The sequence below is a fragment of the Jeongeupia naejangsanensis genome, assembly GCF_016865585.1.
Taxonomy (GTDB): domain Bacteria; phylum Pseudomonadota; class Gammaproteobacteria; order Burkholderiales; family Chitinibacteraceae; genus Jeongeupia; species Jeongeupia naejangsanensis.
Genome location: NZ_JAESND010000002.1, coordinates 250,533 through 267,534 on the forward strand (window position 1 = coordinate 250,533; position 17,002 = coordinate 267,534).

Below are 17,002 nucleotides of genomic sequence, written 5' to 3' on the forward strand. Positions count from 1 at the left end.
AGCATGAGCCCAGTGTTCAATTTCAGTGCCGGCCCTGCGGTGCTGCCGCGTGATGTGCTGCTGACCGTTCAGGAAGAACTGGTCGACTGGCACGGCAGCGGCATGTGCGTGATGGAGATGAGCCACCGCGGTCGCGAGTTCACCCAGATCATTCACGAAGCCGAAGCCGATCTGCGCAAGCTGCTGAACATCCCGTCGAATTACCGGGTGCTGTTCATGCAGGGCGGCGCGCATTTCCAGTTCTCGATGCTGCCGCTGAACCTGTCGCGCGAAGGCGATACGGTCGACTACGTGAATACCGGCCACTGGTCGAAGATCGCGATCAAGGAAGCGCGCCGCTTTGCCAATGTCCATATCGCGGCATCGGGCGAGGACAGTCATTTCAGCAGCATTCCGGCCGAAGCCGGCTGGCAGCGCAGCGCCAATGCTGCTTACCTGCATTACTGCTCGAACGAAACGATCGGCGGCGTCGAGTTCCCGTTCATTCCGCAGTCGGCCTTCGGTGGGAACGAGGTTCCGCTGATCTGCGACATGTCGTCGAACATCCTGTCGCGTCCGGTCGACGTGTCGAAGTTCGGCCTGATCTACGCCGGTGCACAGAAGAACATCGGCCCGTCGGGCCTGACGCTGGTGATCGTGCGTGAAGACCTGCTCGGTCACGCGCGGCCGTCGACGCCGACGATGCTCGACTACAGCGTGCACGCCGATGCCGAGTCGCTCTACAACACTCCGCCGACTTTCGGCATCTACGTCGCGGGTCTGGTCTTCAAGTGGTTGCTGGAGCAGGGCGGTCTGGCAGCGGTCGAACAGATCAATATCGAAAAAGCTGCACTCCTGTACGAAGCGATCGATGCGTCGAACGGTTTCTACACCTGCCCGGTCGAAAAACCGTTCCGCTCGCGCATGAACGTGCCGTTCATGCTGCATGACGACGCGCTCGACGATGCCTTCCTTGGCGATGCCAAGGCCGCCGGACTGTTGCAGCTCAAGGGGCACCGTTCGGTCGGTGGCATGCGTGCGTCGATCTACAACGCGATGCCGCTCGAGGGTGTGCAGGTACTGACCTCCTTCATGCGCGAGTTCGCGCGGACTCATGGGTAAGCGCATGGCATCCGGACAAGGATCGGGCGGCAACGTACTGGCCGCGCTGGCAAGCTTCTTCGTACCCGGCCTCGGGCAACTGCTGCAGGGGCGGCCGCTGATCGCACTGCTGATGTTCGTGCTTGCCGGTGCGCTGTGGGTCATTCTCATGGGCTGGATCATTCACTTGTGGTCGATCATCGATGCGGCCCGTTTCGAACCGGGTAAATAGAAGATGGCCGATCAAGAACAACAACTGAAAGCACACCGCGACGCGATCGATTCGATCGATGCGCAGGTGCTCGAACTGCTGAATCAGCGTGCACAGCACGCCCACACGATCGGCGAGATCAAGGGCGGCGGCATCGTCTACCGGCCGGAACGCGAGGCGCAGGTGCTGACGCGCATCCGCGAACTCAACCGCGGGCCGCTGCCGGACGAAACCGTTGCACGGCTGTTCCGCGAGATCATGTCGGCGTGTCTGGCGCTCGAACGACCGTTGACGATCGCGTTTCTCGGCCCGGAAGGGACGTTCAGCCAGGCTGCGGCGATCAAGCATTTCGGCCACGCTGCGGCGACGCAGGCCTGTGCGTCGATCGACGATGCGTTCCGCGCCGTCGAAGCCCGCGCAGCAGACTATGTCGTTGCGCCGGTCGAGAACTCGACCGAAGGCGCAGTCGGCCGCACGCTGGACCTGATGGTGAGTTCGCCGCTGAAAATCTGCGGCGAGGTCGTACTGCGGATTCACCATCACCTGCTGCGGGCGAGTCCGACCAAGGACGGCATCAAGCGCGTCTATTCGCACGCACAGAGCCTGGCGCAGTGTCACGAGTGGCTGAACCGCAACCTGCCGGCCGAAGTCGAGCGCATTTCGGTGGCGAGCAATGCCGAAGCGGCGCGTCTGGCCAGCCTCGACCCGAGCGCGGCGGCGATTGCCGGCGATGCGGCCGCCGAGAAGTTCCAGCTGGTGAAGCTGGCCGAGAACATCGAGGACGAACCGAACAACACCACGCGCTTCCTCGTCCTCGGTTATCAGGACGTGAGCAAGAGCGGCCGGGACAAGACCTCGCTGGTGATTTCCGCGCCGAACAAGCCCGGCGCGCTGCATGCGCTGGTCGAGCCGCTAGCGCGCCACGGCGTGTCGATGACCAAGTTCGAGTCGCGGCCGAGCCGCACCGGTTTGTGGGAGTACCTGTTCTTCGTCGACGTGGAAAGCCACGTCAGCGATCCGAACCTGATTGCCGCACTCGACGAACTGCGTTCGACATCGGCCTTCGTCAAGGTGCTGGGTACGTATCCGCTGGCGGTGCTTTGAGCGTCGCGGTTTGCCATCCGACAGGCCCGGCTATTGCCGGGCTTGTTTCATTCTGATTGGGAGAAAGGAACGATGAAATCGTTCGTGGTGTTTTGTGGCTCGCGTCACGGTGTCCGTCCCGAATACGCTGAGGCGGCCAAGGCGCTCGGGCGTCAGCTGGCCGAACGGCAGATTGCGCTCGTTTATGGTGGCGGCAATGTCGGGCTGATGGGGGATGTTGCGCACGCCTGCCTGGATGCGGGCGGTCGCGTTGTCGGCGTGATTCCAGAGTTCATGGTCGAGCGCGAGCTGGCGCTGTCCGCGTGTTCTGAGCTGCTGGTCGTCGATTCCATGCATACGCGCAAGGCGAAAATGGCCGAGCTGGCCGATGGTTTCATCGCAATGCCCGGCGGCTTCGGCACGTTCGACGAGCTGTTCGAAATCCTGACCTGGGCGCAGATCGGCCTGCACGGCAAACCGGTCGGCCTGCTCAACACTGAGGGTTACTTCGACCTGCTGCTCGGCTTCATCCGGCAGACCGTGACGGAGGGGTTTGTCCGCGAAGCCGAGGTCGAACGCATTGCCGTTGCCAGCGCCCCGGCCGCACTGCTGGACACGCTGGTCGCCACGCCGGTGCTGCCGGCGCGCTGGGCCAAGGCGGATCTGCTGACGAAGAGCTGATACCGTAACCACCATCAGCCACCATCGGTGGCACAAAACGACACACCAGAACACAGGGGAGACCGCATGCTCGCAACACTCGCGCCGGACTACATCCGCGCCATCGCGCCTTATCAGCCGGGCAAGCCGATCAGCGAGCTTGCGCGGGAAATGGGGCTGGACCCGGCGACCATCGTCAAACTGGCGTCGAATGAAAATCCGCTCGGCATCGGGCCGAAGGCGAGGGCGGCGATCGAGCGCGAGCTTGGCGAACTGGCACGCTATCCGGATGGCAACGGCTTCGAGCTGAAGGCGAAGATTGCCCGGAAGTTCGGCGTCGGCGAAAGCCAGATCGTGCTCGGCAACGGTTCGAACGATGTGCTCGATCTGATCGCACGCACCTTCCTGACGCCGACCACCTCGTCGGTGTATTCACAGTATGCGTTCGCGGTTTATCCGCTGGCGGTGCAGGCAATGGGGGCCGAGGGGATTACGGTGCGGGCCGTCGACTACGGTCACGATCTCGACGCGATGCGCGCGGCCATCCGGCCGGACACCCGGATCGTCTGGATTGCCAATCCGAACAATCCGACGGGAACCCTCGCGCGCCCCGGCGATCTGATCGAATTCCTCGAGCTGTGTCCGGACAATGTGCTGGTGGTGCTCGACGAGGCGTACACCGAATACCTGCCGCGCGAAAAGCGCTCCGATTCGATCGCCTGGCTGCGGCAGTTTCCGAACCTGATCATCGTGCGGACGTTCTCGAAGGCCTATGGTCTTGCCGGCCTGCGCGTCGGCATGGCGCTGGCGTCGCCGGAAGTGGCCGATCTGCTCAACCGGTTGCGCCAGCCGTTCAACGTCAACAGCCTCGCGCAGGCGGCCGCTTGCGCGGCGCTCGACGACGACGCCTTCCTTGCCGAATCGGTCCGCGTCAACCAGGCCGGGATGGTGCAGCTGACCGCGGCATTCCAGCGGCTCGGGCTGTCGTTCATCCAGAGCTACTGCAATTTCGTCACCTTCCATTGCGGTGATGCCGAACTGCTGAACCGCTTCATGCTCGAGCGCGGCGTGATCGTCCGTCCGCTGGCCGGATACGGGCTGCCGAACAGCCTGCGCGTATCGATCGGCCTGCCCGAGGAAAATGCCCGCTTCATCGCCGTGCTCGACGAAGCCATGGACGACTGATTGGCCGCTGCGTTGCGTCGGCGGGCCTGAAATCGGCTCGCTTCCGGCAGCGGGCGGTACTAAGTTTTCTCTATCCCATCAACCGGAATCCGCCTGCGTGCGGCTTGAATCAAGGAGCATATATTGTCGCTGAACACGATACCTCGCTGGACCTGGGCGCTGCCCGTCATTGCCTGGGGCGCGATGTTTGCGTCGCCGTTTGCCGGTGAGGCGACGCTGTTCCTGCTGCTGGTCGGGATGGCGCTGGCCGGCACCGTCTTTGCCGCAGTCCACCATGCCGAAGTCATTGCACACCGGGTCGGCGAACCGTTCGGCACGCTGGTGCTGGCGCTGGCGGTCACGGTGATCGAAGTCGCGCTGATCATCTCGGTCATGCTGCCGGGGGGCGAGGCCAAGGCAGCGCTGGCGCGGGATACGGTGTTCGCGGCGATCATGATCGTCTGCAACGGGATCGTCGGCCTGTGCCTGCTGCTCGGCGGTTTGCGGCACCGGGAGCAGGACTTCCAGCTGCGCGGTGCCAGCACGGCGATGACGGTGCTCGCGTCGCTGTCGGTATTGACGCTGATCCTGCCAAGCTACGCGCAGTCGATACCGGGGCCGTTCCTCGGATCGACCCAACTGGCGTTTATCGGCGTCGTTTCACTCCTGCTCTACGGGACATTCGTGTTCGTGCAGACGATTCGTCACCGCGACTACTTCCTTGCCGAAGGCTCGAGCGCCGATGCACACGCGGCGCCCCCGAGCTTGCGGGTAACCTGGATCAGTGTCGGTCTGCTGCTGCTGTGCCTCGTCGCCGTCGTCGGTCTGGCCAAACTGCTGTCACCGGCAGTCGAGCGCGCCGTGGCGGGCTTCGGCGCACCCGAAGCCGTGGTCGGGATCGTCATCGCCGGTCTGGTGCTGCTGCCCGAGGGCATTGCCGCTGCACGTGCTGCACGTGCCGACCGGCTGCAGACGAGTTTGAATCTGGCGCTTGGCTCCGCGCTGGCGACGATCGGTCTGACGATTCCCACCGTCGCGATCATCTTCGTCTTCACCGGCAAGCCGCTGCTGCTGGGACTGCCGATGAAGGAAACCGTGCTGCTCGCGCTGACGCTGCTGGTCGGCTCGATGAGTCTGGCGACCGGGCGAACGACGGTGCTGCAGGGCATCGTGCATCTGGTGATCTTCGCGTCGTTCTTCTTCTTCGCTGTCGTACCGTAAAGACCGGGCTACGCCGGCTGCGATCAAGCCGCCGGCGAAAGCAGGCAAGAAAAAAGCGCCCGTCACAGGGCGCTTTTTTCTTTGGTGCTGATGCTTACTTCTTCAGCAGGTCGCGGATTTCGCGCAGCAGCTGTACGTCTTCCGGCGGGGAGGCCGGTGCAGCCGCCGGCTCTTCGCGCTTGAGCTTGTTCATGGCCTTGACGACCAGGAAGATCGCAAACGCCACGATGATGAAGCTGATCATGGTGTTGATGAAGACGCCGAAGTTCAGGGTGACCGCACCGGCTTTCTGCGCCGCATCGAGCGAGGCGTAGGGGCCCGGGATCTTGCCTTCCGACAGCGTCAGGAACAGGTTGGCGAAATCGACCTTGCCGATCAGGAAGCCGAGCGGCGGCATGATGACGTCCTTGACCAGCGAGTCGACGATCTTGCCGAACGCCGCGCCGATGACGACACCGACCGCGAGGTCGATGACGTTGCCGCGCATGGCGAATTCCTTGAATTCCTTGAACATTGTTATATCTCCATGATGGTTTGCAAAGCCTGACGGGCAGAAAGCCGGCCGCATTTTTGTAAGCCTAGTCAGGCAGCCCAAATACTGTCAACGCACTTTGGTACGTGTCAGGTAACAGGTGATCTCTTCCCGATCGTGGTAAAGCTGCTTGGCGGTCAGTTCGTAATCGATGCCCGCGCTGTACAGCGCGTTGTCGATCAGGTCGAAACAACGCTCGATTTCGGCCCAGCGCTTCTTCATCGGCAGCTTGAGGTTGAACACCGCGTGGCGAACATGACCGCGGGTGAACCAGTCGGCAATCAGCTGGGCGATGCGTGCCGGCTGTTCGACCATGTCGCAGACCAGCCAGTCGACCGGATTGGGCGGGCGGAACTTGAAGCCGTCCTGGCGCAGGTGTTTCACATGCGGGTGGATCGCCATATCGCCCTTCATCGGGCCGTTGTCGATCGCAAAGACCTTGAGGCCGTGGCTGACGAGCTGGAAGGTCCAGCCGCCCGGCGCAGCCCCCAGATCGACGCCGACCATGCCCGGTTTCATTTTTTTCTCGACTTCGGGGACCAGCATCATCAGCGCTTCTGCCAGCTTCAGCGTCGAGCGGCTCGGCGCACCCGTAGGCATGCGTACGCGGGCAATGCCGAGCGGCCACGGGCTGGCCAGCGCCGGTTTGGCGAAGGCAATCCAGGCTTCGGACATCGAGGTGAAGAACAGGTGCAGGCGGTAGCGGCCGCGCCGCGCGTCGAGCGCCTTGCGCTTTTGCAGCGCGGCTTCGACGATGGCGCCGAAGCGCTTGCAGAAACCCGACAGGGGCTTGCCGGCGTCGCTGTCCGGGTGTTCGAGCCAGACGGCCTGCCACGGTGCGGCATAGCGCGCATCCAGTGCGTCGAGCGCATCGGTGATGGGCGTCAGACGGTCGCGTTCGCCGAGTTCGACCTTGGCCAGTGTCAGCAGGACCTGTCGGGTGAAAATCAGCTGGGTGACGTCGAGACTCTGGTGCAGTTGCGCCAGTTCGTAGCTGTCGTCGGCTTCGAACAGCACATAGCCCACGCCGGTTTGCCAGCGGCCATCGAGCGGATGACGGGCTGCAAATTCCTGTTGGCAGTCGGCTTCAAAGCCGGGGCGGCAATACAGCAGCAGGGCTGGGTTCATCGCGGCGACTCGCAAAACCGCAGAGGATAACGCATTTACTGCCCGCTTTGCGGGGCGCCAATCCGGTAATCCGCCATGTGCCGGTGCTCGGTCCTCGCGATCCACGCCGGTCGCCGGTGCTAATCTGGTAGGCGTGGGCCTTGACGGGAGCGAAGCATGCGTACGCAAGGCGATGCGGTACCCGGCCCGGGTAGCCGCATCGCGGTGATCGGCGCGGGCCTGGCCGGGCTGGTGTCGGCCGGACTGCTGTCGCAGCGGTACCGGGTGACCTTGTTCGAGGCCGCCGCCGACCTGTGCCGCCGGACCGTCGACGTCACACTCGACGGGCAGACGTGGGCGGTTGACGCCGGCTTGTCCCGGTTCAGCATGACGGCAAGCCCGAACCTGACCGCGCTGCTCGACGTGCTGGGCGCCGGCACCATGGGCTGTCCGGCCACGCTGGGCGTGTCGTTCGATGCGGGCAGGCACGAATGGGCCGACACCGGCATCGATACGTTGTTCGCCCAGCGGCGCAATCTGTTGTCCCCGGGCTTTTTCGGCCTGCTTGCCGATGCCCGGCACTTTCGTCGCCATGCCGAGGAACTGCGGCTCGATGCGATCGTGACGCGTTTCACCATGGTGCAGTTGCTGGCGCGGACCCGCTATGGCCGCGCGTTTCGGGACGGCTACCTGCTGCCGGTTGCCGCGATGATCTGGTCCGATCCGGCAATCGACGTGCTGAACATGCCGGCGACGATGTTCCTGCGCGTCTTTGTCACCCATGGTCTGCAGCGCGGTTTCGGCCGGCCGGTCTGGCGCAGCGTTTACGGTGGCGGGCGGTCATGGTTGCCGAAGCTGGCCGGGCAGGTCGGCGAGCTTCGCATGGCGACGCCGGTAATCGCGATCAGGCGCGAGCCGTTGGGTGTGCTGGTCGAAACGCCCCACTGCGTCGAACGTTTCGATGCGGTCATCATGGCGGCGAAAGCACCGGTCACGCGGTCGCTGCTGGCCGACGCGGACCCGGACGAAACCGCCGTACTCGATGTGCTGCGTTGTCGTGGCGGTTCGGTCTGGCTGCATGCAGACCGGCGGCTGTTGCCACGCCGGCGCAAGGCGTGGGCGGTATCGAACTACCTGTGCCGCAGTGCTGCCGTGTCTTCGGTATGCCTCAGCGATCGGCTGGACCTGTTGCAGCATCTGACACTGAAAACGCCCTTGCTGCTGACCGTTGATCCGCTGATCGAACCGGATTCGCCTTTTCTGCGTTTCGAACGGCAGTTTCCGGTTTTCGACCATGACGCGACGCTGGCGCAGGCACGGCTTGCGCAGCTTCAGGGGCATCGCGCCAGCTGGTACGCCGGTGCATGGACCGGGGATGGCTTGCCGGAGTCCGCGGTGACATCGGCGTTGGCCATCGCCGCCGATTTCGGCGTCAGTCCCGCTTGGGAGCGGCGCTGAGGTGGAACCGATACCGGATCCCCCGGTCTGTATCAGCACTCATTCTCCAGTGCCATTTCATGTCCCAGTACGCTGATTTCCCCACGCTTGAAACCGCTCGCTTCGTGCTGCGCGAATTCGTCCAGCAGGATATCGACGCGGTTTTTCGCGGCTTGTCCCATCCGCAGGTCATCGCACATTACGGTGTGTCGTACGCGACGCTCGACGACACGCAGGAGCAGATGGACTGGTTTCGCCAGATTGTTGCCGAGCAGAGCGGGATCTGGTGGGCGATTGCCGATGCTGGAACGCCGGAGGTGCTGTACGGCGCCTGCGGTTTCAACGACCGGCATCACGAGCATCGCCACGCCGACATCGGCTACTGGTTGTTGCCCGAATACTGGGGGCACGGGGTGATGCGCGAGTGTCTGCCCGCGGTACTCGACTACGGCTTCGGTGCGCTGGCGCTGCACCGGGTGGCCGCCGAGGTTGAGCCGGAAAACGTACGCAGCAGCGCGCTGCTGGCGGATCTGGGTTTCGTCCATGAAGGGACCCGGCGCGAATGCGAGTTCAAGGAGGGCGATTTCCTCGATCTGGCCGACTACGCGCTGCTGCACCGTGAGTGGCGTGGTTCCGGCGCTTAGTCCGCCAGATATTTGGCATCGTCGAAGGTCGCGACCCACTGCGGCCGGTAGATCACCAGCAGTGCCAGATTGGTACCGGTGGTGAATGCTTCGGGCCAGCCCATCAGGAAGTAGTACGGCAGCTGTTCTTCGAGCAGGAAGTCGAGCGCATACGGGCCGAAGATCGCCAGCAGACTGCAGGTCAGCAGCCCGACCAGCCACATCGACAGTGCCGCCGCGCCGAAGGCGTTGAGGAAGATGTAGATAAAGTAGTTCAGCGGCAGCCGGGTCTGTGCCTGTCGCAACAAGGCCTGGGTCAGCAGACAGGGCAGCGCGGCGATGATCAGCCAGGACAGCCCGAACGCGCCCCATTCGGCATGACCGAAGCCGGTGTCGATCGCAAGTGCGGCGGCGAGGCCGAGCAGGGCGCGATCGCGCCCGGCGATCAGTGTGAGCGCGGTGGCGCCGATCAGGTGGAAACTGAGCCCGGGCTGGATGTTGGCCTTCATCTGCCAGAACAGCAAGGCGACGACGGTGGCACCGAGCCAGCCGGTCAGCGCCGATTGCGACAGCGCGAACCACGGTACCCGCAACGCGGCGCGGATCAGCAGCAGCGTGGCGGCGAACCACGACAACGCGAGCAGCCAGAGCGGAAATTGCGACGAGACGAGGTTCATGCCGGGGTGGGAGCGGGGCGACAGCCGGCATCTTAGTGCAGCCGGCCGTGGCTTGCAGCCGGCGCGGCCGGATTCGTGGCCAGGCTCGCGCTTACTGCGGCGTGTATGGCACGCCCAGATCCCAGCGTGACTGCCAGTGCGCCATGTACTGCCGGGTGATGTCGGGCAGGTCGCGCAAGACGAGCACGTTCTCCGAGTTTTCGGTTTCGGCTGATGGCGCGTAGTTGAACGAGCCGGTTTCCACCGTTTTGCCGTCGACGATGATCACCTTGTCATGCTGGATGTTGTAGTGATCGTCGATCCGCAGCTGCACGCCGTGACTGGCGACATATGCCATGGCGGACTGGCTGGCCTTGCCCTGATTGCGTTTCTTGTCGATGACCACCCGGACGTCCACGCCGCGCGCCCGTGCGGCGACGAGCGCCTGCATGATGTCCGGTGCGGTGAAGCTGTAGGCCATCATCCGGATGCTTGTGTTCGCGCTGCCGATGAGCTGCAGCACCATCGACTGTGCCGAGCCTTCGGGCGAAAAACCGACCTCGACGCCAGGCGCAGCCAACGAAACGGCGGGAAGTCCCAGAAGGGCTGCAAGGGCGAACGGCCTGAACCACGAGTGACATTGCATGAGGATGTGCTCCGGTGTGCAATCGCAACATTACGCCTGCCCGGCCCTGTTATGGCGCCAAATGCGGGCCGGTTGCCACAATTCACAGGTCAGGCGGTGCCGTCCGTGACGATTGCGTGTCCCGGCCGGGTTCGTCCGCCTCGGCCCGCAGCCAGTCAAACAGCTGCCGCACCAGCGGAGAACGGGTCTCGCCTTCGACGCGTGACAGCCACCATTGCCGGCCGGGCAGCCGGGGGTAATCGGGCAGCAACGCCAGCTCTCCCCGGGCCAGCGACTCGCTTGCCAGCAGGCGCGAGATGCAGGCAATCCCCATGCCCCGCTTGGCGCCATCCAGCAGCAGGCGCGCATCGTCGTAAACCAGCCGTTTGCGAAACCCGGCCAGCGGGCCGAGAAACAGGCCGGCGCTCTCGTCGTGGGTGATGCTTTCCTCGAGACAGATCAGCTCGGCGTGCCGGGCGTGTTCTGCCATCGGCCGGTCTGCCAGCTGCGCGGCCAGCCCCGGTTCCGCTACAACGATCCATTCGTCCTGCAGGAACGGGGCTTCCAGCAGCCCGCGCTGCTGCAGGGGACGCGCGACGATATTGATGTCGACATCCAGCTCGTCCACAAACCGTGCGGACTCGTCGGTGGAGAACAGCGGGCAGAGCGCCGGCAGGGCATGCCGCAATTTGTCCAGCCGGGGTTGCAACCAGCCTTGCAGCAGCGGTGCCGGGCAGACCAGCACCACCAGCCCGGGATCGAGATAGCTGGCAACGCGTCCGAGCCCGCTGCGCAGCGTGTTCAGCGACAGCTGCACGCTGCGCAGCAAGACCTCGCCGGCCACGGTCAACTCGACGCCGCGTCCCACCCGGCTGAACAGCGGCTGGCCGATCTGCTCCTCCAGTTGCTGGATCTGGTGGCTGATGGCCGACTGCGACAGATAGCGTTCCTCGGCTGCACGCGAAAAGCTGCCCAGTCTGGCGGCAGCTTCAAAGCCCATCAGCAAACGCAAGGATGGAATGTCCGGATTCGACATATGAGAAAAACTGATTGGTTGGCACAATAAACATCAATTTTCATCAAGTGTGATGCGATCGACAATAGCTGCGTCAATCAGGGAGGCAGACAAGGGCCGCTCTGAAGCACCCCGGTCGCCGGCATTCCGATCGGAGGCAGCGACCGGCATTGTCCGGCGCGGCAGCGGCCGGCCATCATTCACATGACGAACACGTGGAGTACACGATGACCACTCGACGCAATTTTCTGAAAGCTTCAGCCGGCGGCATGCTGGCCGGCGTACTGGGTGGCAGCCTTGGCGGCAATCTGATCGGTACGGCGGTTGCCGCGGGCACCGGCTGGCGCATGCCAGATGAAGGCGAGGCCCATGCCGCCACCTGGATGGCGTTCGGCCCGAGCGAGGACATCTGGGGCCGCCGGCTGCAGCAGGGCGCCCGCGAGAGCCTGGCCCGCATCGCCGGTGCCATTGCCGGGTTCGAGCCGGTGAACATGCTGGTGCGTGAGCGTGATTACGACGTTGCGCACCGGATGTGTGGGGCGAATGTGAATCTGATCGTCAGGGAAGTCGACGACCTGTGGGTGCGGGACACCGGCCCGGTTTTCGTGAAGAACGAACTTGGCCAGATCGGCGGCGTGGATTTCAACTTCAATGGCTGGGGCAACAAACAGGCGCATGCCCACGATGCCGAAGTGGCCCGGTTTGCCGTTGGCCACGCCAGGGCGCAGCTGCTGAACAGCACGCTGGTGCTGGAGGGGGGCGGCATCGAGGTCGATGGCGAAGGCTCCGCCATCATCACGGCCAGTTGCGTGCTGAACCGAAATCGCAATCCGGGCGTCGGCAAGGCCGAATGCGAGACCGAACTGAAACGACTGCTGGGGCTGCAGAAGATCATCTGGCTGCCGGGCATTGCGGGAAAGGACATTACCGACGGGCACACCGATTTCTATGCGCGCTTCGCCGGCCCCGGCGTGGTGCTGGCCCACTACGATCCCGACCCGGCGTCCTACGATCACGCGGTGACCCGGCGTCATCTGGACGTACTGCGTCAGGCGACCGATGCGAAGGGACGCAAACTGGAGGTGATCGTCATCCCCGCCGCCGGCAGTATCCGTCCCGAATACCGGCGCGACGATTTCGCCGCCGGTTATATCAACTTTTACCTGTGCAATCACGCGGTGATCGCTCCCGAATTCGGCGATGCCAAGACCGATGCCCATTGTCGCGACGTGCTGCGCGACGTGTTTCCGGAACGCGAGGTCGTCCAGATCGATATCGATGCCATTGCTGCTGGCGGTGGCGGCATTCATTGCACGACCCAGCAACAGCCTGCCTGAACGCGGTGGCGCCATCGGGTCTGCGGGTAGCGGCTGTTTCCGAGGCAAAAAAAACGGCGGGACCAGCCCGCCGCAAACCCGGAAACATGTAATCGATCAGGCCGTCGCGAACACCCAGCAATCGTTGGCCGGGAATTCGACCCAGTAATCGCCGGCATCGCGCGGTTCGCCGCCGTAGGCGCGGAAGCGCAGCCCGCCCTGATGGAACAGGTATTCCCAGCGGTCGCCGAGGTACATCGCGGTAATCAGCTTGGCCTTGATCCGGTTGTCGCCCGGGCCGTCGACGACGCGGACGCGTTCGAGCCGGATCACGGCCTGCGCGTCGTTGCCGGCGGTGAGCCAGTCGCGGGCGAGGCCGTTGAGCTCCCAGCCGTCGCCGGCGAGCTTGACCTGTTCACCCTCGACCGAGACGACCTTGGCGCTGAGCTTGTTGTTGCTGCCCATGAACTCGGCGGTGTACAGCGACTTCGGTGCGGCATACAGCTCCGCCGGCGTGCCTTCCTGTTCGATCTTGCCGTTCTTGAGCAGGAGGATGCGGTCGGACATCGCCATTGCTTCGGTCTGGTCGTGGGTCACGCACAGCGCCGACAGGTTGAGCGAGACGATCAGTTCGCGCAGCCAGGCACGGGCTTCTTCGCGCAGCTTGGCGTCGAGGTTGGACAGCGGTTCGTCGAGCAGGATCACCGGCGGGTTGTAGACCAGCGCCCGGGCGATGGCGACACGCTGCTGCTGTCCGCCGGAGAGCTGGAACGGGAAGCGTTCGGCCAGATGGCCGAGATCGAGCTGATCCAGCGCCTTCTGCACCCGTTGCTTGATCTCGGCCTGCGGCACCTTGCGCAGGCTGAGACCGTAGCCGACGTTGTCGAACACCGTCCGGTGCGGCCACAGCGCGTACGACTGGAACACGAGGCCCAGCGAACGTTGCTCGACCGGCAGGTTGATGTCCTTGGCGCCGTCGTACAGCGCCTTGCCATCGAGCAGGATCTGCCCGCTGGACGGTTGTTCGAGCCCGGCGACGGCGCGCAGCAGCGTGGTCTTGCCGCTGCCCGAGGCGCCGAGCAGCGAGACGACTTCGCCTGCCTTCAGGTGGAACGACACGCCCTTGAGGATTTCGGTGGCGTCGTAGCTGAGGTGCAGGTCTTCAACGATGAGCTTAGTCATGAAGTTTCACTCCGAAACGCAGGGCGACAGCCAGACCGGCGCCGACCATGAGGATGTTGATGACGGAAAGGGCGGCAACCTGATCGACTGCGCCGGTGGCCCACAGCGACACCATCAGTGCGCCGAGGACTTCGGTACCCGGCGACAGCAGATACACGCCGGTCGAGTATTCGCGTTCAAAGATCATGAACACCAGCAGCCAGCTTGCGAGCAGACCGGATTTGATCAGCGGCAGCGTGACGTGGCGGCTGGTCTGGCCACGGGTGGCACCGACGCTGCGCGCGGCTTCCTCGAGTTCCGGGCCGACCTGCATCAGTGCACCCTGGATCAGCCGCATGCCGTAGGCCATCCACACGACCATGTAGGCCAGCCAGATCGAGATCATCGAGCTCTTGAACTCCTTCAGCCCCGGCACGAACAGGAACACCCAGAGGAAGGCGAGGCCGGCGAGCAGGCCCGGTACGGCGCGCGGCACCAGCACCAGGTAGTCCATCAGCTTGCTGCCCCAGTCGTTGCGGCGGTGACCGGCGAAACCGACGGCGGTGTAGCAGGCGACCGCAGCGGCACCGCCGAGGATGCCGACGCCAAAACTGTTCACGATGGCGCGCACCAAGCTGTCGTTCTCGAACAGATCGGTGAAGTTGGACAGGGTCAGCGTTTCGAGCAGCGGCACGCCGACGCCCCAGTGGCTGACGAAGGCGCGCAGGGTGATCCCCGACAGCGGCACGAACACGGTCACGATCAGCCACAGGGTGACGATGGCCAGCGCAACCCAGCGCCATGCGCCGAGCGGCAGTGCATGCTGGCGGGCTGCCTTGCCCTTGACCGCGATGTAGCGGCCGGCGTTGCGCAGCAGCCGGCGTTGCAGCAGCACCAGCGGGAAGGTGACCATGATCAGCAGCACGGCGACCGCAGCCATCAGGTGGTAGGACGGAATGCCGAGCTTGTTGGTCAGCTTGTACAGATAGGTGGTCAGCACCAGATGACCCTCGGGGTCACCGAGTACCAGCGGCAGGCCGAAGACTTCGAAGCCGAGGAAGAACACCAGCACGCCGGCGAACAGCAGCGACGGCATCACCATCGGCAGGCTGACGTCCTTGGCGACGCGGAAAGGGCTGGCACCGGAGACGCGTGCGGCTTCCTCGACGTCGGAGCCGAGATTGCGCAGGGCCGACGACGCGTACAGGTAGACGTGCGGCACGTGGGTCAGGCCGGCGATCAGCGTGATCGCCCACAGCGAGTAGATGTTCCACGGTGCGGCTTCGGTGCCGAACGTGGACATCCACCAGGCCGAGTAGAAGCCGACCGGGCCGGCGGCGACGACGTAGCCGAAGCCGAGCACCATCGGCGAGACGAACACCGGCGTCAGCAGCAGCGGTTCGAGCCAGCGCCGGCCGGGCAGGTCGGTCCGGGCCATCAGGAAGGCAAGGATGCCCCCCATCGGTACGGCGATGAACAGCATGCCGAAGGCGATGGCGCAGGTGTTTTTCAGCGCCGAATAGAAGTCGGGATCGTCGAAGACAAAACGGTAGGCGTCGAGCGAGAACGTCTTGTTCGGCATGAAGAACGGCGCGCTCAGGAAGCTCTGGAACAGGATCAGCGACAGCGGCAATGCGACAACCGTGACCGCGATCGCGATCGTCAGCCAGCGACCGAAGCCGGCCCAGACGCGCCATTCGCGGCTGCGGCCGGCGTTGCCGGACGACGCCGGCAGCGGGACCCGCATCGAAGTGGTAGAACTCATGGCAATACTCCAGCGTCCGCAGCCGGAAGGCTGCGGCGCGATGTCATGCGAGAGGGAGGAATCAGCGTCGAACGGCGTTTACTTCTTGACCGCCTGCTGCCATTGCTTGAGGAATTCCAGCCGCTTGGCCTGGTCGAGGTAGACCAGCAGGCCGGTGCCGACCTGGATCGGCTTGAGGCTGCTGCCCAGCTGCTTGGTCAGGCCGGCCATCGAGGTTTCGCCGTCGACGTCGGTGCGCAGCGAGAACAGGTCGGCATCGTTGGCGAGGATGGTCTGGCCGCGTTTGGACAGCAAGTAGTCCAGCCACAGCTTGGCGGCATTGGGGTTCTTGCCCGACTTGGTCACCGACGCAAGGCGGCTCATCACCAGCGTGTAGTCTTTCGGATAGACATAACCGATCGACGGATCCTTCTTGGCCTTGGTGAAGGCGTACGAGCCGATGATGTTGTAACCGATCAGGTTCTCGCCCGACGAGATCCGTTCCATCATCGCGCCGGTCGACGACTGCAGCTTGAGCCCGGTGCTGCCCATGGTCTTGACCATGTCCCAGGTGGCAGCGCCGCCGACGCGCACGTCCTGGGTCAGATAGCTGAAGCCGACGCCGGATTTCTCGATGTCGTAGGTGGTGACCTTGCCCTTGAACTTGTCCGGGTTGGCCTTGAGGATGCGCACCAGATCAGCGTGGGTTTGCGGGATTTCCTCGGCCTTGAGCAGGCGCTTGTTGTAGACGATGGTGATCGGTTCGAAGGTCGTGCCGTAGGCCTGGTTCTGGTACACCGACCACGCCGGCAGCTTGGGCGTTTCCGGCGAGGCGTAGCTGGCGATGAAGCCGTCGTTGACGAGCTTGATCTGCAGGTCCATTGCCGAGCTCCACAGGAAGTCGGCGGTCGTGGCACCGGCCGCGCTCTCGGAAATGAAGCGGTTGTACAGCTCGGTGCTGTTCATGTCGTTGTATTCGACCTTGATGCCCGGATACATGGATTCGAAATCCTTGATCAGTGGCTTGACCGCTGCGCTGTCGGTCACCGAATAAACAACGACCTTGCCCTCTTTCTGGGCCGCGCTGACAATCGCGGCGTAGTTGCTCGGATACCCAGCCGGAATGCTCGCTGCTGCGGCGAGACCGGCGACGGAACAGCTGGCCAGGGCCAGGGCAAAACGGGTAATGCGCTTCATATCGATCTCCAGAATCTGGCCGTTTAGGCTCGGATTTCGCGGATGTGTTTCATCCGTGTGAAACGATCCTATGCGCGCAGCGCTTTCAATTTGCTTTCCAGGCACCAGATCGATGCATTTTGCTGTTGCGGCGATCCCCGATGGTGCGGGTTGGAAGGGCTGACGATACT

Annotated in this window: 17 protein-coding genes; 9 read left to right on the forward strand and 8 right to left on the reverse strand. The window is 63.9% G+C overall.

Translation table 11 applies throughout. The annotated features are described in order from the left end of the window. Positions 1 to 3 precede the first annotated feature (3 nt). From serC to JMJ54_RS06320, 6 genes are all read left to right on the forward strand, one after another. Complete coding sequence (gene serC / locus JMJ54_RS06295; RefSeq protein ID WP_203537097.1) at positions 4 to 1,101, forward strand: 3-phosphoserine/phosphohydroxythreonine transaminase; 1,098 nt, start codon at positions 4 to 6, stop codon at positions 1,099 to 1,101. Between the two features lie 4 nt (positions 1,102 to 1,105). Continuing rightward, complete coding sequence (locus tag JMJ54_RS06300; protein ID WP_203537098.1) at positions 1,106 to 1,312, forward strand: hypothetical protein; 207 nt, start codon at positions 1,106 to 1,108, stop codon at positions 1,310 to 1,312. A 3-nt stretch (positions 1,313 to 1,315) separates the two neighbouring features. Then, positions 1,316 to 2,395 carry a prephenate dehydratase gene (gene pheA / locus JMJ54_RS06305; protein WP_203537099.1) on the forward strand — a complete coding sequence of 360 codons (1,080 nt, stop codon included), beginning with the start codon at positions 1,316 to 1,318 and terminating at the stop codon, positions 2,393 to 2,395. A gap of 72 nt (positions 2,396 to 2,467) precedes the next feature. Then, positions 2,468 to 3,055, forward strand: coding sequence for an LOG family protein (locus JMJ54_RS06310; protein ID WP_203537100.1), 588 nt, complete (start codon positions 2,468 to 2,470; stop codon positions 3,053 to 3,055). A gap of 66 nt (positions 3,056 to 3,121) precedes the next feature. Then, positions 3,122 to 4,219, forward strand: coding sequence for a histidinol-phosphate transaminase (gene hisC / locus JMJ54_RS06315; protein ID WP_203537101.1), 1,098 nt, complete (start codon positions 3,122 to 3,124; stop codon positions 4,217 to 4,219). A gap of 123 nt (positions 4,220 to 4,342) precedes the next feature. Continuing rightward, positions 4,343 to 5,419 (forward strand): calcium:cation antiporter, encoded by a 1,077-nt coding sequence (locus tag JMJ54_RS06320; protein ID WP_203537102.1) that lies wholly within the window; start codon positions 4,343 to 4,345, stop codon positions 5,417 to 5,419. 94 nt (positions 5,420 to 5,513) lie between these two features. On the opposite strand, the gene mscL is transcribed toward JMJ54_RS06320, so the two are convergent. Both mscL and rlmM read right to left on the reverse strand, forming a co-directional pair. Then, positions 5,514 to 5,933, reverse strand: a complete 420-nt coding sequence (gene mscL / locus JMJ54_RS06325; protein WP_203537103.1) for a large conductance mechanosensitive channel protein MscL — start codon at positions 5,931 to 5,933, stop codon at positions 5,514 to 5,516. A gap of 87 nt (positions 5,934 to 6,020) precedes the next feature. Beyond that, positions 6,021 to 7,079: a 23S rRNA (cytidine(2498)-2'-O)-methyltransferase RlmM gene (rlmM, locus tag JMJ54_RS06330; protein WP_203537104.1), complete on the reverse strand. Its 1,059-nt coding sequence runs from the start codon at positions 7,077 to 7,079 to the stop codon at positions 6,021 to 6,023. Positions 7,080 to 7,235: 156 nt separating this feature from the next. Between rlmM and JMJ54_RS06335 the strand changes: the two genes are divergently transcribed. Together JMJ54_RS06335 and JMJ54_RS06340 are read left to right on the forward strand one after the other, a co-directional pair. Then, the gene (locus tag JMJ54_RS06335; RefSeq protein WP_203537105.1) at positions 7,236 to 8,516 is read left to right on the forward strand and encodes an NAD(P)/FAD-dependent oxidoreductase; all 1,281 of its coding nucleotides are present in this window, start codon (positions 7,236 to 7,238) and stop codon (positions 8,514 to 8,516) included. A 59-nt stretch (positions 8,517 to 8,575) separates the two neighbouring features. Further along, positions 8,576 to 9,139, forward strand: coding sequence for a GNAT family N-acetyltransferase (locus tag JMJ54_RS06340; RefSeq protein WP_203537106.1), 564 nt, complete (start codon positions 8,576 to 8,578; stop codon positions 9,137 to 9,139). Here JMJ54_RS06340 and JMJ54_RS06345 read toward each other — a convergent pair. From JMJ54_RS06345 to JMJ54_RS06355, 3 genes are all read right to left on the reverse strand, one after another. Next, on the reverse strand, positions 9,136 to 9,795 hold the full coding sequence (locus JMJ54_RS06345; protein ID WP_203537107.1) for an energy-coupling factor ABC transporter permease: 660 nt from the start codon (positions 9,793 to 9,795) through the stop codon (positions 9,136 to 9,138). The two genes, JMJ54_RS06340 and JMJ54_RS06345, sit on opposite strands and share 4 nt — an antisense overlap. 91 nt (positions 9,796 to 9,886) lie before the next feature. Continuing rightward, positions 9,887 to 10,420, reverse strand: coding sequence for a phospholipase D family nuclease (locus JMJ54_RS06350; protein ID WP_203537108.1), 534 nt, complete (start codon positions 10,418 to 10,420; stop codon positions 9,887 to 9,889). 82 nt (positions 10,421 to 10,502) lie between these two features. Next, a complete protein-coding gene (locus JMJ54_RS06355) occupies positions 10,503 to 11,411 on the reverse strand; it encodes a LysR family transcriptional regulator (RefSeq protein WP_238999925.1) in 909 nt (302 codons plus the stop codon). 230 nt (positions 11,412 to 11,641) lie between these two features. Here JMJ54_RS06355 and JMJ54_RS06360 point away from each other — a divergent pair, with 230 nt between their 5' ends. Further along, a complete protein-coding gene (locus tag JMJ54_RS06360; protein WP_203537110.1) occupies positions 11,642 to 12,751 on the forward strand; it encodes an agmatine deiminase family protein in 1,110 nt (369 codons plus the stop codon). Between the two features lie 96 nt (positions 12,752 to 12,847). Here JMJ54_RS06360 and JMJ54_RS06365 read toward each other — a convergent pair whose 3' ends face one another. The 3 genes from JMJ54_RS06365 to JMJ54_RS06375 all read right to left on the reverse strand — a co-directional run bounded on the left by JMJ54_RS06365 (position 12,848) and on the right by JMJ54_RS06375 (position 16,832). Continuing rightward, entirely contained in the window at positions 12,848 to 13,912 is a 1,065-nt protein-coding gene (locus JMJ54_RS06365) for an ABC transporter ATP-binding protein (RefSeq protein WP_203537111.1), read from the reverse strand. Continuing rightward, positions 13,905 to 15,656 (reverse strand): ABC transporter permease, encoded by a 1,752-nt coding sequence (locus tag JMJ54_RS06370; protein ID WP_238999926.1) that lies wholly within the window; start codon positions 15,654 to 15,656, stop codon positions 13,905 to 13,907. Before JMJ54_RS06370 ends, JMJ54_RS06365 begins: the two co-directional genes overlap by 8 nt. A gap of 78 nt (positions 15,657 to 15,734) precedes the next feature. Then, positions 15,735 to 16,832, reverse strand: a complete 1,098-nt coding sequence (locus JMJ54_RS06375; RefSeq protein WP_203537112.1) for an ABC transporter substrate-binding protein — start codon at positions 16,830 to 16,832, stop codon at positions 15,735 to 15,737. Positions 16,833 to 17,002 lie beyond the last annotated feature (170 nt).